Annotated in this window: 23 protein-coding genes; 13 read left to right on the top strand and 10 right to left on the bottom strand. The window is 71.4% G+C overall.

Annotated features, from left to right (window positions below; all coding sequences use genetic code 11):
* Positions 1–3 precede the first annotated feature (3 nt).
* Complete coding sequence (locus tag BMY97_RS05095) at positions 4–846, bottom strand: crotonase/enoyl-CoA hydratase family protein (protein WP_091614524.1); 843 nt, start codon at positions 844–846, stop codon at positions 4–6.
* A 106-nt stretch (positions 847–952) separates the two neighbouring features.
* Between BMY97_RS05095 and BMY97_RS05090 the strand changes: the two genes are divergently transcribed.
* On the top strand, positions 953–1,831 hold the full coding sequence (locus tag BMY97_RS05090; protein ID WP_091613247.1) for an alpha/beta fold hydrolase: 879 nt from the start codon (positions 953–955) through the stop codon (positions 1,829–1,831).
* Here the strand turns inward: BMY97_RS05090 and cobA are convergent.
* The 6 genes from cobA to rpmB are packed head-to-tail and all read right to left on the bottom strand — an operon-like array spanning position 1,816 to position 4,473.
* Positions 1,816–3,042: a uroporphyrinogen-III C-methyltransferase gene (gene cobA / locus BMY97_RS05085; RefSeq protein WP_091613244.1), complete on the bottom strand. Its 1,227-nt coding sequence runs from the start codon at positions 3,040–3,042 to the stop codon at positions 1,816–1,818. The genes BMY97_RS05090 and cobA overlap by 16 nt on opposite strands.
* Before the next feature lie 27 nt (positions 3,043–3,069).
* Positions 3,070–3,474, bottom strand: coding sequence for an ankyrin repeat domain-containing protein (locus tag BMY97_RS05080; RefSeq protein ID WP_091613241.1), 405 nt, complete (start codon positions 3,472–3,474; stop codon positions 3,070–3,072).
* A 59-nt stretch (positions 3,475–3,533) separates the two neighbouring features.
* Positions 3,534–3,767: a 30S ribosomal protein S18 gene (gene rpsR, locus BMY97_RS05075; RefSeq protein ID WP_245787164.1), complete on the bottom strand. Its 234-nt coding sequence runs from the start codon at positions 3,765–3,767 to the stop codon at positions 3,534–3,536.
* Positions 3,764–4,069 (bottom strand): 30S ribosomal protein S14, encoded by a 306-nt coding sequence (rpsN, locus tag BMY97_RS05070; protein WP_091613236.1) that lies wholly within the window; start codon positions 4,067–4,069, stop codon positions 3,764–3,766. The genes rpsR and rpsN overlap by 4 nt, the downstream gene beginning before the upstream one ends.
* On the bottom strand, positions 4,069–4,236 hold the full coding sequence (gene rpmG, locus BMY97_RS05065) for a 50S ribosomal protein L33 (protein WP_091613233.1): 168 nt from the start codon (positions 4,234–4,236) through the stop codon (positions 4,069–4,071). The genes rpsN and rpmG overlap by 1 nt, the downstream gene beginning before the upstream one ends.
* On the bottom strand, positions 4,237–4,473 hold the full coding sequence (rpmB, locus tag BMY97_RS05060) for a 50S ribosomal protein L28 (RefSeq protein WP_091613231.1): 237 nt from the start codon (positions 4,471–4,473) through the stop codon (positions 4,237–4,239).
* Between the two features lie 77 nt (positions 4,474–4,550).
* Here rpmB and mrf point away from each other — a divergent pair, with 77 nt between their 5' ends.
* The 9 genes from mrf (at position 4,551) to BMY97_RS05015 (ending at position 10,994) form a co-directional block, all read left to right on the top strand.
* Positions 4,551–5,801, top strand: coding sequence for a ribosome hibernation factor-recruiting GTPase MRF (gene mrf, locus BMY97_RS05055; RefSeq protein ID WP_091613228.1), 1,251 nt, complete (start codon positions 4,551–4,553; stop codon positions 5,799–5,801).
* Positions 5,798–6,061, top strand: a complete 264-nt coding sequence (locus BMY97_RS05050) for a type B 50S ribosomal protein L31 (RefSeq protein WP_091613225.1) — start codon at positions 5,798–5,800, stop codon at positions 6,059–6,061. The genes mrf and BMY97_RS05050 overlap by 4 nt, the downstream gene beginning before the upstream one ends.
* Complete coding sequence (gene rpmF, locus BMY97_RS05045; protein WP_091613222.1) at positions 6,061–6,219, top strand: 50S ribosomal protein L32; 159 nt, start codon at positions 6,061–6,063, stop codon at positions 6,217–6,219. Before BMY97_RS05050 ends, rpmF begins: the two co-directional genes overlap by 1 nt.
* Positions 6,216–7,364, top strand: coding sequence for a GTP-binding protein (locus BMY97_RS05040; protein WP_091613219.1), 1,149 nt, complete (start codon positions 6,216–6,218; stop codon positions 7,362–7,364). The genes rpmF and BMY97_RS05040 overlap by 4 nt, the downstream gene beginning before the upstream one ends.
* A 69-nt stretch (positions 7,365–7,433) precedes the next feature.
* Complete coding sequence (locus BMY97_RS05035) at positions 7,434–7,721, top strand: hypothetical protein (protein ID WP_091613217.1); 288 nt, start codon at positions 7,434–7,436, stop codon at positions 7,719–7,721.
* Positions 7,722–7,800: 79 nt separating this feature from the next.
* A complete protein-coding gene (locus BMY97_RS05030; protein WP_091613214.1) occupies positions 7,801–8,244 on the top strand; it encodes a MarR family winged helix-turn-helix transcriptional regulator in 444 nt (147 codons plus the stop codon).
* A complete protein-coding gene (locus tag BMY97_RS05025; protein WP_281246878.1) occupies positions 8,241–9,950 on the top strand; it encodes an MFS transporter in 1,710 nt (569 codons plus the stop codon). The genes BMY97_RS05030 and BMY97_RS05025 overlap by 4 nt, the downstream gene beginning before the upstream one ends.
* Positions 9,947–10,690, top strand: a complete 744-nt coding sequence (locus tag BMY97_RS05020) for a dienelactone hydrolase family protein (protein ID WP_091613211.1) — start codon at positions 9,947–9,949, stop codon at positions 10,688–10,690. Before BMY97_RS05025 ends, BMY97_RS05020 begins: the two co-directional genes overlap by 4 nt.
* 31 nt (positions 10,691–10,721) lie before the next feature.
* Complete coding sequence (locus tag BMY97_RS05015; protein ID WP_091613209.1) at positions 10,722–10,994, top strand: DUF6295 family protein; 273 nt, start codon at positions 10,722–10,724, stop codon at positions 10,992–10,994.
* A gap of 48 nt (positions 10,995–11,042) precedes the next feature.
* Here BMY97_RS05015 and BMY97_RS05010 read toward each other — a convergent pair whose 3' ends face one another.
* Together BMY97_RS05010 and BMY97_RS05005 are read right to left on the bottom strand one after the other, a co-directional pair.
* A complete protein-coding gene (locus BMY97_RS05010) occupies positions 11,043–11,810 on the bottom strand; it encodes a glycoside hydrolase family 75 protein (RefSeq protein ID WP_245787163.1) in 768 nt (255 codons plus the stop codon).
* A 161-nt stretch (positions 11,811–11,971) separates the two neighbouring features.
* Positions 11,972–14,998 (bottom strand): non-ribosomal peptide synthetase, encoded by a 3,027-nt coding sequence (locus tag BMY97_RS05005; RefSeq protein WP_091613206.1) that lies wholly within the window; start codon positions 14,996–14,998, stop codon positions 11,972–11,974.
* A gap of 222 nt (positions 14,999–15,220) precedes the next feature.
* Between BMY97_RS05005 and BMY97_RS05000 the strand changes: the two genes are divergently transcribed.
* The 3 genes from BMY97_RS05000 to BMY97_RS04990 all read left to right on the top strand — a co-directional run bounded on the left by BMY97_RS05000 (position 15,221) and on the right by BMY97_RS04990 (position 17,829).
* Complete coding sequence (locus BMY97_RS05000; RefSeq protein WP_091613203.1) at positions 15,221–15,976, top strand: thioesterase II family protein; 756 nt, start codon at positions 15,221–15,223, stop codon at positions 15,974–15,976.
* Positions 15,977–16,042: 66 nt separating this feature from the next.
* On the top strand, positions 16,043–16,999 hold the full coding sequence (locus BMY97_RS04995; protein ID WP_218156698.1) for an ATP-binding cassette domain-containing protein: 957 nt from the start codon (positions 16,043–16,045) through the stop codon (positions 16,997–16,999).
* Positions 16,996–17,829, top strand: coding sequence for an ABC transporter permease (locus BMY97_RS04990; protein ID WP_091613198.1), 834 nt, complete (start codon positions 16,996–16,998; stop codon positions 17,827–17,829). Before BMY97_RS04995 ends, BMY97_RS04990 begins: the two co-directional genes overlap by 4 nt.
* Here BMY97_RS04990 and BMY97_RS04985 read toward each other — a convergent pair.
* Complete coding sequence (locus BMY97_RS04985; protein ID WP_091613196.1) at positions 17,819–18,988, bottom strand: epoxide hydrolase family protein; 1,170 nt, start codon at positions 18,986–18,988, stop codon at positions 17,819–17,821. The genes BMY97_RS04990 and BMY97_RS04985 overlap by 11 nt on opposite strands.
* Positions 18,989–19,025: the final 37 nt, after the last annotated feature.

The following is a 19,025-nucleotide window of genomic DNA, read 5'->3' as shown; positions in this document are numbered from 1 at the left end:
TTTCTACTCGCCCTTGAACTCCGGCGCCCGCCGCTCCAGGAACGCCTGCACGGCTTCGGCGAGGTCCTTGCTGGGCAGGAAGGCGGCGTTCCAGGCCGCGACGTACCGCAGCCCCTCGGCGACCTGCCGCTCGGTGGTGGCCGAGACGACCTGCTTGGTGCCCTGGACGACCAGCGGCGGGTTCGCGGCGATCTCGGCGGCCAGCTCGCGTGCCCGCGCCAGCAGCGTCTCCTGGTCCTCGTAGACGTCGTTGACCAGGCCGATCTTCTCGGCGCGCGCGGCATCGATGTCCTTGCCGGTCAGCGCCAGCTCACGCAGGTGGCCCTCGCCGATGATCGGGGCGAGCCGCTGCAGGCTGCCGATGTCGGCGACGATCGCGACCTTCACCTCGCGCACGCTGAACTTCGCGTCGGCGCTGGCCAGCCGGATGTCGGCGGCGGTGACCACGTCGACGCCGCCGCCGATGCACCAGCCCGAGATCGCGGCGACGACCGGCTTGCGGCACTCGGCGATCGAGCTGACCGCCTCCTGCAGCCGCTTGACCTCGGTGTGGAACTCGGTGCGCGGCCCGGCCAGCGCGTCGCCGGCCAGCAGGGGCGCCCAGCCGCCCATCATGGCGGGCAGGTCGAGGCCGTAGGAGAAGTGCTTGCCGCTGCCGGTCAGCACGACCGCGCGGACGCGCGCGTCGGCGTCGAGGGCGGCGAAGACCTGCGGCAGCTCACGCCAGAAGTCGGGCCCCATGGCGTTGCCCTTCGACGGGCCGAGCAGGGTGACCTCGGCGACGGGGCCGTCGAGGGCGACCTTCAGGGACACGAGATCGGGCAGGACGTCAACGGGTGCGCTCATGGTGGTCATCTTGACTCATCCGGTTGACGCTGTGCCAACGCGGCCGGGAGATGCTTTCCTGGACCAGGCAGCACCGGCGAAGACCACAGCGGAAGAAGGTGGCCTCATGGCTCCGGCCCCAGCACCGGCGGTGGACGAACCGGCCCCCGAGCCCCGGCCGGTCCGGCGCACCCGCCCGATCGAGCTGTCCGGCTCGTTCAGCCACGAGGGCCAGCGGCTCTGCTACACCGAGTTCGGCGCCGGCGACCGGGTCGTGGTGCTGATGCACGGGATCATGCTGACCCGCCGGATGCACGCGCCGCTGGCCCGGCGGCTGACCCGGTCGGGCTTCCGCGTAATCACGCTCGACCTGCTCGGCCACGGCGACTCCGACCGGCCCACCGAGTCGTGGCGGTATTCGATGCCGGCGTTCGGGCAGCAGGCGGTGGCGCTGCTCGATCACCTGGGGATCGACCGCGCGGTGATCGGCGGGACCTCGCTGGGCGCGAACGTGGCGCTGGAGGTCGCCGTCTCGCAGCCCGAACGCGCGCGGGGGCTGGTGGTGGAGATGCCGGTGCTGGACAACGCGATCGTCGCCGGGCTGCTGACCTTCGCCCCGCTGCTGTTCGCGGCGCGCTTCCTGCCGGTTTCGGTGCGCGGCGTCGCGCTGGCGGCCAATCTGGTGCCGCACGGCAGCCAGTGGGTGGACGTGGTGACGGACACGCTTTCGCAGGAGCCCGCGTCGATGGCCGCGCTGCTGCACGGGGTGCTGTTCGGCCGCATCGCGCCGCCGAAGTCGGTCCGGCGGCAGATCGCCGTGCCCGCGCTGGTGATCGGCCACGAGGGCGACCCGATCCACCCCTTCGGCGACGCGGACACCCTGGCGCTGGACATGCCGCACGCGCAGTTCGTCCAGGCCCGCAGCCCGGTGGAGCTGCGCTTCGACCCGAAGCGCCTGACCACCGCGATCAGCGAGTTCGCCGAGGAGCGCTACTCGGACTCGTGAGCCAGCCCGGCGACCGGGCCGATCACGATCACGGCGGGCGGGCGCACCCCGGCGGCGGCCGCGTCGTCGGCCACTTTCGCCAAAGTGGAACGCAGCACGCGCTGGGTCCGCATCGTGCCGTCTTCGACGACGGCGACCGGGGTTTCGGCCGGGCGGCCGCCTTCCAGCAGTGCCTTGGCGAACTGCGGCAGCCGCTCGACGCCCATCATCAGCACGATCGTGCCGCGCATCCGGGCCAGCAGCGACCAGTCGACGAGCGAACGGTCGTCTCCCGGGGCGACGTGGCCCGAGACCACCACGACCTCGTGCGCGACGCCGCGGTGGGTGACCGGGACGTCCGCCACCGCGGGCACCGCGAAAGCGCTGGTGATGCCCGGGACCATGGTCACCGGCACGCCCGCCTCGGCGCAGGCGAGCACCTCCTCGAAGCCGCGCCCGAACACGTACGGGTCGCCGCCCTTGAGCCGGACGACGAACTTGCCCGCCTTGGCCTTCTCGATCAGCGTCCGGTTGATCACGTCCTGGCTCGCCGCGCGGCCGTACGGGATCTTCGCCGCGTCGACGATCTCCACCTCCGGCGCCAGCTCGTCCAGCAGCTCCCGCGGCGCGAGCCGGTCGACCACCACCACGTCGGCGCGCGAGAGCAGCCGCCGGCCGCGCACGGTGATCAGGTCCGGGTCGCCCGGCCCGCCGCCGACCAGCGCGACGCCGGGCAGCTCGGCTTCCTCGCGGCGCGGCGCCCGGCCGTCCGCGACCGTGCCCGCGTGCAGGGCGTCCAGCACGCTGTCGCGCACCGCCGCGGAGCGCAGCGGCTCACCGCCGGAGAGCACGCCGAACAGCAGCCCGCCGTGACGGCCCGAAGCGGGGGTCACGGCGCTGCCGGACTCGCCCTCGTCGGCGCGGACGCAGAACACGCGCGAGCGCTCGGCCTCGGCGCAGACCGCGGCGTTGACCTCCGGATCGTCGGTGCAGGCCAGCGCGTACCAGGCGTCGGCCAGATCGCCCTCGGCGTACCGGCGCTGATGCCAGACGATCTCGCCCGCGTCCGCCATGCCGCTCACCGACGGGCTCGTGTGCGGGGACACCAGTTCCACCCGCGCGCCCGCGCGCACGAGGCGCGGCAGCCGGCGCTGGGCGACGGTGCCGCCGCCGACCATCACGACGCGGCGGCCGGCGAGCTGGAGTCCGGAGAGGTAGTGCGGGTCGTCCATGCCGGGAAGTCTGCCTGGCCGCGCTCGTCAGCGCTCGAGCAGGGCCAGCAGCTCGGTGTTGCCGAACATCGTGGCCGCCTCGATCGCCGACGGGCTGCCCGCCCTCGGGTCCGCGCCCCCGTCGAGCAGGGCTTTCACCACGTCCGGCTCGTTCTTGAACACCGCGCCGGCCAGCGGGCTCTGGCCGCGGTCGTTCACCCGGCCCGGGTCCGCGCCGCGCTCGATCAGGGCGGCGACGGCCTCGGCGTGGCCGTGATATGCGGCCAGCATCACCAGGGTGTCGCCGCGATCGTTGGTCAGGTTCGCCGGGATCCCGGCCTCGACGTAGGCGATCAGGCTCTTCGTGTCGCCCGAGCGCGCCATGCCGAACACCCGGGCCCAGAGGTCGAGCAGCCGCGGATCGATTTCCCCGTCCGGCGGGACAGCGGTCATGGCCGCCAGTTTCGCACAACCGGGGCCGGCCCTCCCGGCGCTGCGGGAGGGCCGGTCCTTCAGCCCCTCGATGCCGACGGGTACGGCAGCAGCGCCATCTCGCGCGCGTTCTTGATCGCCGTGGCCACCTGCTTCTGCTGCTGCGGCGTCAGCCCGGTCACGCGGCGGGCGCGGATCTTCCCGCGGTCGGAGATGAACTTCCGCAGCAGGTCCGCGTCTTTCCAGTCGACCTCGGTGATCTTGGCCGCGTGCAACGGGTTCGCCTTGCGCCGGAAGACGCGCTCGCGGCTCACCAGCTGGACTTCGCGACGCCGGGCAGCTCGCCGTTGTGCGCCATCTGCCGCATGCGCACGCGCGAAAGGCCGAACTTGCGGAGGTAGCCGCGCGGGCGCCCGTCGGCGGTGTCGCGGTTGCGGACGCGCGTGGCGCTCGCGTCGCGCGGCATCTTCTGCAACGCCACCACGGCGTCCGCCTTCTCCTCCGGCGACGACGCGGGCGAGGCGATGACCGCCTTGAGCGCCCGGCGGCGTTCGACGTAGCGCGCGGCGACGACCTTGCGCTGCTCGTTCTTCGCGATCTTCGACTTCTTCGCCATCAGCGCTCTTCCTTGAACTCGACGTGCTTGCGCGCCACGGGGTCGTACTTGCGCAGGACCATCCGGTCCGGGTCGTTCCGGCGGTTCTTCTTCGTGACGTACGTGTATCCGGTGCCGGCGGCGGACCGCAGCTTGATGATCGGCCGGATGTCGGTGCTCTTGGCCATCTAGAGCTTCACCCCCTTCGCCTTCAGCTCGCCCACGACGGACTCGATGCCGCGCTTGTCGATCGTCTTCAAGCCCTTGGCCGAAACCTTGAGCCGCACGGTGCGGCCGAGGCTCGGCACGAAGTAGCGGCGGGTCTGCAGATTCGGCTCCCAGCGCCGTGACGTCCGGCGGTGCGAGTGCGAGACCTGCTTGCCGTAGCCCGGCTTGCGGCCGGTGACCTGGCACACGGCTGACACGGACCCTCCCGAGTTGGTAGTGACATTCGTTTTCAATTACGCTGCCACCGTACCCCGCCCCGTCAACTGGAGCTTCAGTGACCCAACACCCGCGTGTCCCGCTCGTGCTCGTCAGCGGGCTCGCCCCGGAACCGAACGACGAGCTGTCCGAACTGCTCCGCCGGGCCGGCCCCGGCATCGCCGTGGTCCACCACGATCTGCGCCGGATCGGCGACGGCGTCGTCCGGCGGCGGATCCGCCTCGGCCCGCGTGACGAGCTGACCGCGCTCGAACTCGCCCACGGCTGCGTCAACTGCACCCTGCGCGAGGACCTGCTGCCGCTGCTGCGCCGGCTCGCCCGGATGCCGGCGGTGAACGGGATCGTCGTGCGGCTCGACGAGGCCATGGAGCCCGAGCCGGTGAGCTGGGCGATCCAGCACGTGCTGGTCGGCGAGCGGCCGGTGAGCGAGGACGTCGAGATCGAGGCGGTGTTCACCGTCGTCGACTGCGCCACCTGGCTCGACGACGCCACCGGTGACGAGCTGCTGGTCGAGCGGGCACTGCAAGGCAGTCCCGAAGACGAGCGCACCGTGGCGCAGGTCGCGCTCGCGCAAGCCGAGTTCGCCGACGTGCTGGTGCTCGCCGGCGCGGCGACGGACGCCTGGAGCGCGGCGAAGTCGGCCGCGGTGCTCGACCGCGTCGCCCCGTCGGTGCCGCGCGTCGAGCTGAGCCGGACCGATGTCGCCGGGCTGTACGCCGCCGTTCCCGCCGACGCGCGCCGCGGCGAAGTCGGCGACATGCACGGCGCGCTGCTTCGCGGCCAGCCACCACTTCACCCGGACTGCGGCATCGAACTGCTCGTCTTCACCGCGCAGCGGCCGTTCCACCCGGAGCGCCTGCACGACGCGATCGACCTGCTGCTCGACGGCGTCGTCCGCACCCGCGGCCGGGCCTGGGTGGCCAGCCAGCCGGACGTGGCGTTCTGGATCGAGTCGGCAGGCGGCGGCCTCGGCATCGGGCACGCCGGGCCGTGGCTCGCCTCCCCCGGCGGCCCGGACTGGGTCGAGGTCTCCCCCGAGCGCCGCACGCTGGCGTCGCTGCGCTGGGACCCGGTGCACGGCGACCGCGCGCAGGAGCTCGTCGTGGTCACCGACCAGGCGGCGCCCGAGGAGATCGAACAGGCGCTGCTCGGCGCGCTGCTGACCGACGGGGAGCTGGCCGAGGGCGAGGCGGCCTGGCGCGGCTACCCCGACCCGTTCGGGGAATGGCACGAAGACCCGTGCGAGGACAACGAAACCGAGGCGGACCGGCACGTCCCGGCCGCCCAGCGAAAGGACGACACGCAGTGAAACCCGGCATCCACCCCGACTACCACCCCGTGGTCTTCAAGGACACCTCCACCGGCGACGCGTTCCTGACCCGCTCCACCGCGACCTCGGACAAGACCATCGAGTGGGCCGACGGGTGCAGGTACCCGCTCGTGACCGTCGACATCAGCTCGTGGTCGCACCCGTTCTGGACCGGGAACCAGCGGATCATGGACTCCGCGGGCCAGGTCGAGAAGTTCCACCGCCGGTACGGCCGCCGCACGCCGGGCGGTGCCCGCTGATGGCCGTCCCGAAGCGCAGGAAGTCGCGCAGCACCACGCGTTCCCGTCGCGCGCAGTGGAAGGCGGCCGTGCCCGACCTGGTCCCGATCACGGTGGACGGTGAGCGGAAACTGGTGCCGCGCAAGCTGATCAAGCACTTCCAGCGGCTGGGCCGGTGAAGGTCACCGTCCTTTCCGGATTCCTCGGCGCCGGGAAGACCACGCTGCTCAACCACATCCTCGCCAACCGCGAGGGGCAGCGGGTGGCGGTGATCGTCAACGACATGAGCGAGGTGAACATCGACGCCGCCCTGGTGCGCGGCAGCGTCTCGCGCACCGAGGAGCGGCTCGTCGAGCTGACCAACGGGTGCATCTGCTGCACCCTGCGCGAAGACCTGCTCGACGAGGTGGCCCGGCTGGGCGCCGAGGGCCGGTTCGACCACCTGCTCATCGAGTCGAGCGGGATCTCCGAGCCGATGCCCGTGGCGGCCACGTTCGCCTTCGCCGGGGACGACGGCGCGCCCGTGCTGCGCGACGCCCGGCTCGACACCATGGTCACCGTCGTCGACGCGGTGAACTTCGGCCGCGAGCTGGCGGGCGGCGACTCGCTGGTCGAGCGGCACCTCGACCAGTACGAGGGCGACGAGCGCACGGTCAGCGACCTGCTGATGGACCAGGTCGAGTTCGCGGACGTGCTGCTGCTGAACAAGACCGACCTGGTCCCGGCCGCCGAGCGGGACCGGCTGGTGGCCGCGCTGCGGCGGCTGAACCCGGCGGCGGACGTGGTCACCGCCGGCTTCGGCCGGGTGCCGCTGGACCGCGTGTTCGGCACCGGGCGCTACGACGCCGAGCGCGCGCAGGAGGCGCCGGGCTGGGTCGCCGAGCTCAACGGCGACCACGTGCCGGAGACCGAGGAGTACGGCATCTCCAGCGTCGTTTTCCGGGCCGGGCGGGCGTTCGACCCGTGGCGGCTGTGGGACTTCGTGACCAAGCGGCTCGGTCCGGGTGAGCCCGGCCCAGGTGAGTTGGGCACAGGTGAGTTGGGCACAGGTGAGTCCGGCCCGGGTGAGTTCGGCACGGTGCTGCGGTCGAAGGGGTTCTTCACGCTCGCCTCCCGGCCGGGCACGCTCGGGCTGTGGTCGCAGGCGGGCAGCGTGGCGCGGTTCGAGCCGCAGGGGGTCGCCGGCGGGCACCGGCAGGAACTGGTGTTCATCGGCGTCGGCCTGGACGGCGGCGCCCTGCTGGCCGCGCTCGGCGGCTGCCTCACCGACGAGCCGGTCACCGGCGACCCCTTCCCGGAGTGGGCGCCGGTCCACGTCCACTGAGGTGCCGGCCGGTCACATTCCGCGGGGCCGTCCCGTCCCTGGGCGGACAGCCCCGCGGAAAGGAAGCCCATGTTCGCCGCTTATCTCACCGGCACCCTGGTTACCTCGGTGTTCACCGGCACCGCCGCCACGTTTTACCTGATCCGGCACGACTACCCGTTGGCGCAGGCGGATGCGCCTATCCACGTTCTGGGTACCGCTGCTGGGCGCGGCGCTGGCGGCGGGCTGATCCTGTACTTCATCGGCGCGCTCGCCGCGCACCTGCGGGTGGGCTCCCGCCAGCTCGTCGGCGGGGTCGTGTTCCTGGCCCTGGCCGCGGCTTCCCTGGTGCTGAACCTCGGCAGCCAGACCCCCTGACCGAACTGCGCTTTTCGGTGCGGTCAGGGCGTTTCGCGAAGGTTGATCAACCCAGGTTTATCAGTCTAGGTTGACGATTATGACGGAGCGGATCAGCAAGGAGCTGCTCCAGGCCGGGGCCGACCTGCGGGTGGTGCTCGGGCGGCTGGTGCGGCGGATGCGACAGGGGTACGTCGTCGGCGAGGCGACGCTGTCGGAAACCTCGGTGCTGTCCCGGCTCGACCGCGACGGCCCGGCCACGCCCGGCTGCCTGGCCGAGCTCGAACGGGTCAAGCCGCAGGCCATGGGCGTGACGCTGGCCGGGCTGGTCGAGCGCGGCCTGGTCTCCCGCAGCCCCGACGCGGCCGACGGACGGCGAGTGGTCATGTCCGTCACCGGCTCCGGCCGCAAGATCCTGACCGACCGGCGCTCGGCCAACACCCGGCGGCTCGTCCACGCGCTGGCCGGGAAGTTCAGCGACGAAGAGCGCCGCCGACTCATCGAGGTGATCCCGTTGCTCGAACGGCTGGCGGACGAACTGTGACCACCACCGCCACCACACCGGGCAGCCGCTACAAGTGGGTCGCGCTGTCCAACACCACCCTCGGCGTGCTCATGTCGGCCCTCGACGGGTCGATCGTGATCATCTCGCTGCCCGCCATCTTCCGCGGCATCGGGCTGGACCCGCTGGCGCCGGGCAACATCGGCTACCTGCTCTGGATGATCCTGGGCTACCTGCTGGTGTCGGCCGTGCTGGTGGTGACGCTCGGCCGGCTCGGCGACATGTTCGGCCGGGTGAAGATGTACAACGTCGGGTTCGTGATCTTCAGCGTCGCCTCGGTGGCGCTGTCGTTCGACCCGTTCCACGCGGCCGGCGGCGCGATGTGGCTGATCGGCTGGCGCATCGTGCAGGCCGTGGGCGGGTCGATGCTGACCGCCAACTCGGCCGCGATCCTCACCGACGCGTTCCCGCGCGAGCAGCGCGGCATGGCGCTCGGCATCAACCAGATCACCGCGCTGGCCGGGCAGTTCCTCGGCCTGGTCGTCGGCGGGCTGCTGGCCGAGATCGACTGGCGCGCGGTGTTCTGGGTGAGCGTGCCGTTCGGCATCCTCGGCACGGTGTGGTCGATCCGCAGCCTGCGCGAGATCGGCGCGCCGCGCCGGGCCCGGATCGACTGGGGCGGCAACCTCACCTTCGCCGTGGGCACCGCGCTGCTGCTCGCCGCGATCACCTACGGCATCCAGCCCTACGGCGGCGCGGCCACCGGCTGGGGCAGCCCGTGGGTGCTCGGCGGGATCGGCGCCGGAATCCTGCTGCTGCTCGCCTTCTGCGTGATCGAGACGCGGGTGAAGGCGCCGATGTTCCAGCTCTCGCTGTTCCGGATCCGGGCGTTCAGCGCGGGCAACCTGGCCGCGCTGCTCACCGCGATCGCGCGCGGCGGGCTGCAGTTCATGCTGATCATCTGGCTGCAGGGGATCTGGCTGCCGCTGCACGGTTACGACTACGAGAAGACCCCGCTGTGGGCGGGCATCTACCTGCTGCCGCTGACGATCGGGTTCCTGATCGCCGGGCCGGTGTCGGGTTACCTCTCCGACCGGTTCGGCGCGCGGCTGTTCTCCACCGGCGGGCTGGTGCTGGTGGCCGGGTCGTTCCTCGGCCTGCTCGCGCTGCCGGTGGACTTCAGCTACCCGGCGTTCGCCACGCTGCTGGTGGTCAGCGGGCTCGGGCAGGGCATGTTCTCCGCGCCCAACACCTCGGCGATCATGAGCAGCGTGCCCGACCACCAGCGCGGGGTCGCCTCGGGCATGCGCGCGACCTTCCAGAACTCCGGCACCGCGCTGTCGATCGGCGTGTTCTTCTCGCTGATGATCGCCGGGCTGGCCGGCTCGCTGCCGCAGACGCTGACCGGCGGCCTGCTGGCCCACGGCGTGCCGGCCGGCGTCGCCACGAACGTCGCGCAGCTGCCGCCGGTGAGCACGCTGTTCGCGGCGTTCCTCGGCAGCAACCCGATGGCGCACCTGCTCGGCCCGGGTGTCCTTTCCGGACTGTCGCCGGCCGACGCGGCCGCGCTGACCGGCAAGGAGTTCTTCCCCGGCCTGATCTCCGGCCCGTTCCACCACGGGCTGGTCATCGTCTTCACGGCGGCCGCCGTGATGGCGCTCGTCGCCGGGATCGCCTCGGTCTCCCGCGGCAAGCGCTACTTCCACACCGAACCGGACAGTCCCGTACCAGGCAAGGAGAACGGATGAACGACACGCTCACCGCGGGCAGCATCACGATCACCGGGCACGGCGGTGACGAGATCGAGGCGTACCTGGCCCGGCCGCTGGACCCCGCGCCGCGCGGCGGCGTCGTGGTGATCCACCACATGCCCGGCTACGACGCCTCGACCAAGGAGATGGTGCGCCGCTTCGCCGCCGAGGGCTTCGCCGCGCTGTGCCCGAACCTCTACTCGCGGGAGGCGCCGGGCGCGAGCCCGGACGACGCCGCCGCGGCCGTCCGCGCCGCCGGCGGGGTGCCGGACGAGCGGCTGGTCGGCGACGTCGAGGGCGCGGCCGCGCACCTGAAGTCGCTGGACAACGCGAACGGCAGGATCGGCGTGATCGGGCACTGCTCCGGCGGCCGTCAGACCTTCCTGGCCGCCTGCTCGCTGCCGGTGGACGCGGCCGTGGACTGCTACGGCGCGTTTGTGGTCAACGAGCCGCCGCCCGGCATGCCGGCCACGATGAAGCCGCTGCTCGGCCTCGCCCCGCGGCTGTCCGCCCCGCTGCTGGGCATCTTCGGCGCCGAGGACAAGTTCCCCGCGCCGGAAGAGACCGCAGTGCTCGCCGCCGAGCTCGACCGGCTCGGCAAGGAGCACGAGTTCCACACCTACGACGGCGCCGGCCACGCGTTCTTCGCCGTCGACCGGCCGAGCTACCGCCCCGAGGCGGCCAAGGACGGCTGGGGCAAGATCCTCGAGTTCTACGGCCGCCACCTCGCCGCCTGACCGTCTGACTGTCCGGAAAGGACACTGAAGCATGTGCACTTACCTGACCGAGAAGATCGCCGTCGAGGGCAGCGGCAAGGGCGCCCAGGGCTGGTTCGGCCTCAGTGAGGCCACGGTGTACGTCGACCACCCGACGCACGCGAGCTACGCGCACACCGTGAACATCGACTTCCTCAACCCGTCGATCGGCCCGTCCGCGCGCGTCGCGCTGGAACTGACCGAAGAGGACGCACTGGCGCTCGCCGACGCGATCCACACCGCGCTGAACGCCGCGCCGGCCGGGCTCGCCTCACGCGATCAGTGACCCTGCACCCCCCGGTCGTTCGCCGAGCGAAAGACCGGGGGGCGGCAGTCACAGGCCCATGCTCGAGCCGAGGGTGTCCAGTGCCTTGGAGACCAAGGCCTGGGCGTTGGCGTTCAGGTTGCTGTTGCTGCCGTTCACGACCCAGTCCGAGCCGGAGAAGATCACCACGGTCACGCCGTTGTCGACGCCGCCGTCGGTGCCGCTGCTGTTGATGCCGAGCAGCGAGGCCGCCTTCACCGACGCCTCCCCCAGTTCCCGGGAGTCGTTGTCCGAAGTGGTCTGGTCGTTGCCGGTCTGCGTGTCGCCGAAGATCGAGCCGATCACCTTGCCGTTGTAGAACATCAGCGCGAACTGACGGCCCTTGATGTTGTGTTCCTTGTAGAAGAAGTGCGGGCAGGGGCTCGTGTTCTCGTAGCAGTCGTCGCCCAGCACGTAGAACGGCACGTGGTGCGCGCCCAGCTGCTTGCCGTTGCTGTCCTGGAAAGTCGTGGAGCCCTGGTGGTCGGGATCGGGATCCGGGTCGCTGCCGTCGGTGTCCACGGCCAGGCTGGAGCTGTAGGCGTAGACGCCCTTCGCCACCTGGTACGCGTTCACGTTCTTGGCCCGCGTCATGGTGTTGATGTGGGGCTTGGAGTTGACCTGGTTCGCCTTCGTGCTGTTCTTCTTCACACCGGCCAGCACCTGGGCGGCCGTGTACGACGGGGCGGCCGCGACCGACGTGATAGTGGTGGCGGCGTCGGCGGACCGGACTGCGAGAGGCGTGGCGAGCGCTAGGGCAGCGCCGACCACCGCGAAGCGCCTGCGGGGGGATGACATGACCGGGGGACCTCCAGCGTTTATTAGGAAACCTTCCTAACATAGTGAACCACTGGTGACCCCGGTCACGTAAGAACTTCGCGGAGATTTCCCGGAGATGTCCCGGTCTCCGGTGCACGCGGGGCAGGGCCGCCCGGCCGGAGCGCGGGCCGGTGGCCGGATCAGGCCGCTTTGGCTTGTTTGGCCAGTTCGGCGACCTGGCGCACGGTGGCGTCGCGGATGATTTCGGGCATCCGCCCGGTGAAGGCCCGCTCGCCGGCCGGCCCGACGACCTGGCGGGCCACCATGGCCACCATGGTGATCAGCGAAACCGAGTCGCCGCCCAGCCGGTGGAAGTCGCTCGCGCTCTCGATCGCGCCGGTCTCGACGCCGAGGACCTGCGACCAGACCTTGGCGACCTCGCTCTCCACGTCGTCCAGCGGCCCGGTGCCCGCGGCGGCCGGGGTGCCGGCGGCGGCGAAGGGATCCGGCAGTGATCCGACGGACACCTTGCCGTTGACCGAGCGCGGGATCTCGTCGACCTCGAGCAGCACCGCCGGGATCATGTAGTGCGGCAGCCGCTGTTCGAGGTACGCCACCAGCTCCGGAATCCCGACGTCCGCGACCGTCAGGAAGTAGCCGCACAGCGCCTTGTCCTTGCTGCCCGGCTTGGCCCGGGCGACGACGACCGCGCTCGCGACGGCGTCGTGGGTCTCCAGGGTCTGCGCGATTTCCGCCGGCTCGATCCGGTGGCCGTGGAGCTTGAGCTGGTCGTCGATCCGCCCGCAGAACTCGACGGCCCCGGACTCCAGCCGCCGCGCGATGTCACCGGTGCGGTAGACCCGGCTGCCGTCGGCCAGGCGCACGAACCGCTGCCGGGTCAGGTCCGGCCGGCCGCGGTAGCCCCTGGCGAGCTGGACCCCGCCGATGTACAGCTCACCGGGCTCCCCCGGCGCGACGAACTGCCGGTCGGGTGAGAGCAGGTGGAACGTGACGCCGTCGAGTGGTTCGCCGATCGGCACGGCCGCGCCGGTGTCGCGCTCGGCGTCGAAGAAATGGTGGCTGACGCCGATGGTCGCCTCGGCCGGCCCGTAGAGGTTGATGATCCGGCAGTCCGGGCCGAACAGCTCCCGCGCCCGCAGCGCGACCGAGCGAGTGAACTGCTCGCCGATCACGATCAGCGCCCGGACGTCGCGGGGCTCCAGGTCGAGCCTGGTGATCAGGTCCAAATGGGACGGTGTGAGCGAGAGCATCGTGGCGCCGTTGTCCAGTACCTCCTGGATCGCGACGTGGCTGAGCTCGTCCTTCATCAGCAGCAGGGTGCCGCCGACGAGGAACGGCAGGATCAGCGAGATCTCCGCGACGTCGAACGACAGCGAGCACAGCAGCGGCAGGCGCGTCGAAGCGTCGATTCCGTGCTCCCGGACGGCCCAGCTCGCGTAGTTGCTCAGGCTCCGATGCTCGATCTCGACGCCCTTGGGCTTCCCGGTGGACCCCGAGGTGTAGACGACGTAGGCGAGGTCTCCGGGCGACGGCGTCCCGTCGATCTCCGGCGGCTCCGCCGAGAACGGCAGGTCGTCCAGGACGATCCGGGCGCAGCCGCCGGGCAGGTTGTCGCGGCCGTCGTGGGGTTTGCCGACCAGGCAGACCGGGGACTTGGCGTCCTCGAGCAGCGAGCGGACGCGGCCGTCCGGGTGCTTCGTGTCCATCGGGAGGTACGCGGCGCCGGCGAGCAGGACGCCCCAGGCGCCGGCGACCGCGGCGACCGTGCGGTCCGCCAGCAGGCCGACGACGGTGTCCCGCCCGATCCCGCGGTCCCGCAGCGCGGCGGCCACCACCCGTGCCCGCCGCGCCAGCTCGGCGTAGCTGATGTCGCCTTCCGGGCCGCTGATCGCGACCGCGTCCGGGGCCGCCTCGACCTGCGCCCGGAACTGCTCGACAACGCCCCGTCCGGCAGTGCCGTCCTCCGGCGGGGCCGGCGGGCGGATCTCGCTGTGGCGGCGGTTTTCCGCCGGGGACAACAGCTCGCAGAGGTCGTCGAGCAGGGCGTCCGCCCGCTTCTCCTGCTCGGCGCCGGCCCACCACGCCAGCGTGAGCTCGGTACGGCCGTCCACTTCGGTCACGGCGAGGCTCAGCGGGCTGGCCGGCTCCTGGCTCTCGAGCAGGTACATCCCGGTGGCCTCGAACTCCCCGGTGCTGAACGCGAGCGGGTCGAGCCGGCCGAGGTTGTTGACGTTGACCAGCAGGGAAAACCGGTCACGACGGCGCGCACGGCGGTCGATTCCCTTGATCACGCGCTTCAACGCCCACAACGGCGTGCCGAGGATCTCCGGACCGGGCGCGTGGACCTCGCCGGAGCGCTCCGACAGCATCGTGAGCACCTGCTCGTAGGTGGCTTCCCAGTCCTGGCCGGCCGGGATGTCCAGCGCGACGGTCAGGGAGAGGTTCGACGTCGACCGGTCCGACTGCACCTGCGGATGGAACGGCCGCAGGTCGACCGGGAAGCTGATGGCGGCCTTCGGCCGGCCGCTGCCCGCGGCGAGCCGGGTGGCGATTTTCGCGGCCAGCGCCGGAAACGTGCCGTCGATCGTCCGGCGGCGCCACATCGTCCCGGCGCGGTCGGAGTTGCCCGGCAGGCCCAGCAGCGACGGGGTGGCGTACTCCTCTTTCGAGACGTCGGCCTTGCGGTAGAGCGGATCTTCCAGGTCCAGGATGGTCACTGTGGACCGTGCGCCCGTCGTCGCCTCGCCGCGCAGCGCCCGGAAGACGTCGGCGATCCACAGCAGCATGCCCCGGGCGTCCATCACGATGTGCAACACCCGGAACACGATCGTCGGCGACGGGCCGTCGAAGAGCAGCACCTCGCAGTTGGCCCCCGCCGCATCGGGCAAAGCGGACCGCAGCTCCGGGATTTCGTGCAGGGCCGAGGAATCCGGGCCGGGGCCCGCCACGACACGCACTGGCGGAGTCTCACCGCTGTCGACCCAGTTCCGCCCATGCAGGCGAAGCCGGGCGCCGGGGCAGGCTTCCGAGCCCACAGCCACCGCTTCGCGCAACTGCCCGGCGTCGACGTGCCCGAACCCTTCGACGCAGAACGTCATCACCGGCGCCATCGACGCGGGAAACGCCAAGTACCAGCGTTCGAACGGCGCCACGAGCCTGGTGAAGGGCTGGTCTGTGCTCCCGGGTCCGGTCCTGTCGCCGCTCATCCGACTTCAGCTCCTCAGTCCTTCGACGTGGGGCCGCGGCCGGAAGGATTCGACGCCGCTCGCCGGGGCAACTATGACCCGGTCGCCACTGCGGTTCTCACTAAACCTCGGGCGCCCGACACTAGAAGTAACCCGAGAAGTTCGGTGTTATGCCGGCTGGCCGCAAGACTCAGCCGTCTCCCATGATGCCGGTCAAGTGCTCCCCCGACCGGAAAGGAAGCCGTGACGAACACCGAACTCGACCGTGATCTCTGGATACGGCACCCGGCGGTGGCTCGTCCCGGTGCGGTGCGGCTGATCTGCCTGCCGCACGCCGGGGGTTCCGCCAGCTTCTACGTGCCGATGGCCAAGCCACTGGCGCCCGGGATCGACGTGGGCCTGGTGCAGTACCCGGGGCGGCAGGACCGCCGGCGCGAACCGTGCATCGAGGACCTCGGCCGGCTCGCCGACGCGGCTTTCGAGGCACTGCAACCGGAACTCGAGGGCCCGGTGGCGTTCTTCGGGCACAGCATGGGCGCCACCCTGGCCTTCGAGATCGCCCTGCGGATGGAGCGGGCCGGTCTGCCCGCCCCGCTCCGGCTGTTCGTCTCGGCCCGGCGCGCGCCCTCGGCGCACCGGGACGAACGGGTCCACCTCAAGGACGACGACGGCCTGCTCGCCGAGATCCGCGCGCTCAGCGGGACGGACTCCCGCGCGCTGGGCGACGAGGAGATCATGCGGATGGCGATGCCGTCGATCCGCGCCGACTACACGGCCGCGGAGACCTACCGGTACCGGCCGGGCCCGGCGCTGCGGTGCCCGATCTCGGCGCTCACCGGCGACAGCGACCCGAAAGCCACCCTCGAGGAGGTCGGGCGGTGGCGCGAGCACACCTCCGCCGGGTTCGACCTGAACGTCTACCGGGGCGGCCATTTCTACCTGACCCAGCACCAGGAAGCGGTCCTGCAGGTGGTCCGCGACCGGCTGGGCCCGACCTGACCCACATCGACCACGCAGTTGCGGGGAGTTCTGTCCATGACCGCGATCCGCTCAGACCGGCGACCGATGATCGAAGCGATCGGCGTCAGCAAGAAATTCGGTTCGGTGCGCGCCCTGGATTCGGTGACGCTCTCCGCCCCGCAGGGTTCGGTGCTCGCGTTGCTGGGGCACAACGGCGCGGGCAAGACCACGCTCGTCAACATCCTCACCGCGATGACCCCGCCGACCTCGGGCACGGTCCGGGTCGCCGGCTTCGACGTCGGCGCCGAGCCGAAGAAGATGCGTGAGGTCATCGGGCTCACCGGCCAGTTCGCCTCGGTGGACGAACGGCTCACCGGGCGCGACAACCTCGTCCTGATCGCCCGCCTGCTCGGCGCCGACCGCAAGGCCGCCAAACGCCGGGCCGACGACCTGCTGGAGGTGTTCGGCCTCACCGCGGCCGCGACCCGGCTGAGCCAGACCTACTCCGGGGGCATGCGCCGGCGGCTCGACCTGGCCGCGTGCCTGGTCGGCAGCCCGGACGTGATCTTCCTCGACGAGCCCACCTCCGGGCTCGACCCGTCGAGCCGGATCAACCTGTGGGAGATCGTCGAAAGCCTCGTCGCGGAGGGGACGACCGTCCTGCTCACCACCCAGTACCTCGACGAGGCCGACCGGCTCGCCGACTCGATCGTGATGCTCTCGGCCGGCACCGTGGTCGCTTCGGGCACCGCCGCCGAGCTGAAGGAGCAGGTGGGCCGCCGGTCGGTCACCGTGGTGCTCGAACCCGGGCACGATCCGGCCACCGCCTGTGCCGCGCTGGAGCAGGCCGGGATGACGCCCTCGATCGGGCCGGACGGCGCCACGATCATCACCCCGGTCGGCGCCTCGAAGGACCTCGCCGCGGTGATCCGGGCGCTGGACGACGGCGGGATCGAGGCCGCCGAGCTGGCCTTCGGCGAACCCACCTTGGACGACGTCTACCTGGCGCTCGCCAACAAGTCCGCGCCCCATCCGGCCCGAGCCTCGTGGAGTCCCGCATGACCTCGACCCTCGCCCGCACCCCCGGAGCCACGACCCGGGCGCGGTGGCCGGGAAGCTCGGTGGCGTCCCAGATCCTGGTCCTCACCGACCGTTCCCTGCGCGCGCTCGTCCGGGAGCCGCAGCTGGTCGTGTTCGGGCTGATGCAGCCGGTCATCCTGCTGTTCCTGTTCACCCAGGTGTTCGCCAACCTCCTGATGACGCCGCACTTCCCGCAGGGCATCTCCTACGTCGACTACCTGGTGCCGGCCGTGCTGATCGACAACGCCGTGCAGTCGTCGCTGCAGAGCGGGGTCGGGCTGGTGGAGGACCTCAAGAACGGCGTCGTGTCCCGGCTCCGGTCGCTGCCCATCCAGCCGGCTTCCCTGCTGATCGCGCGCAGCCTGTCCGATCTGTGCCGCAGCGCGGTGCAGATCATCCTCATCCTGGTGCTGGCCATCGCCTTGCTCGGCTACACCCCGAAGGGCGGGGTCACGGGCATCCTGATCTCGATCGGCCTCACGCTGGTGGTCAGCTGGGCCCTCGGCTGGGTCTTCCTGGCGGTCGGGACCTGGATCCGCAAGGCGGAGCCGATGCAGACCATCAACGGCATCGCGCTCTTCCCGCTGATGTTCGCCTCGAGCGCCTACGTGCCCGTGGCCGATCTCCCGGCCTGGCTCCAGGTCGTCGCGCGGGCCAACCCGCTGACCTACGCGGTCGACGCGACCCGCGCGGTCGCGCTGGGCATTCCGGGGTCGGCGGCCCTGGCGCCCGCCGTGGTGATCAGCGCGGTGATCGTGATCGTGTCGTTCGGCTTCGCGGTGCTGGGCTTCCGCCGTCCGCTCACGCCCTAGCGACGGCCAGCACGGCCGCCAGGCCCTCTCGCAGGTCCTCGACGAAATACCCGGGCACCTCCAGCGACGGGAAGTGCCCCCCGGCCCCGGGCTGCCGCCAGCGGACGATCTGCCGGTACCGCTCCCGCGCCCAGCGGCGCGGATACCTTTCGATGTCGCGGGGGTACATGGTGACGGCCGCCGGGACGTCGACCCGGAGTCCGGGATCCAGCGAGTTGTGGCTTTCGTAGTAGATCCGGGCCGCCGACGCGCCGCTGCGGGTCAGCCAATACAGGGTGACGTCGTCGAGAAGACGATCGATCGAAATCGTTTCGAACGGGCTGTCTTCGGTGTCCGACCATTCGGCGAACTTGTCGAGGATCCAGGCGAGCAGCCCGGCCGGCGAGTCGACCAGCGAGTAGCCGATGGTCTGCGGCCGGGTCGCCTGCTGCTTCGCGTACGCCGCGCGGTGGCGCCAGAAATGGCGGGTTCCTTCGGTCCACTCGCGCTCGAGCGCCGTCAGCCCGTCCATGCTCGATCCGGGCAGTCCCTCCGCGAACGTGGTGTGGATGCCGAGCACGTGCTCCGGGAAGCGGCCGGCGAGCACCGTGGTGATAGTGCCGCCCCAGTCGCCGCCGTGGGCGAGGAACTCGCCATAGCCGAGCCGGCCCATCAGTTCCACCCAGGCGGCCGCGATCTTTTCGGTCCCCCACCCGGTGGTGGCGGGCTTGCCGCTGTAGCCGAAGCCCGGCAGCGACGGGACCACGACGTGGAACGCCGGCCCGTCTTCAGGATCGGCAAGTTCGTCCACCACGTCGACGAATTCGGCGATACTGCCCGGCCAGCCGTGCGTCAGGATCAGCGGAGTGGCATCCGCGCGCGCGGACCGGCGGTGCAGGAAGTGGATTCCGAGGCCGTCGATGGTGGTGCGGAACTGGCCGATTTCGTCGAGGCGCGCCTCGAACGACCGCCAGTCGTACCCGGTGCGCCAGTAGTGCACGACGTCGACGAGGTCGGCGAGCGGCACGCCCTGGTCCCATCGCCGAGGGCCGGGCGGGGCGCCGAAGACCGTCTCGGCCTCCGGCAGCCGCGCGGCGGCGAGCCTCGCCCGCAGATCGTCGAGGTCTGCGTCGGGTGCGTGGGCTTCGAATGCCTGCACGTCACTGGTCGGATGGGACATGAGAACCTCCCGGTCAGCAGGGAACCGTCTTAGATGG

Source organism: Amycolatopsis saalfeldensis, assembly GCF_900110575.1.
In the GTDB taxonomy this organism is placed as follows: domain Bacteria; phylum Actinomycetota; class Actinomycetes; order Mycobacteriales; family Pseudonocardiaceae; genus Amycolatopsis; species Amycolatopsis saalfeldensis.
This window is presented reverse-complemented; position numbering and strand designations above follow the sequence as displayed.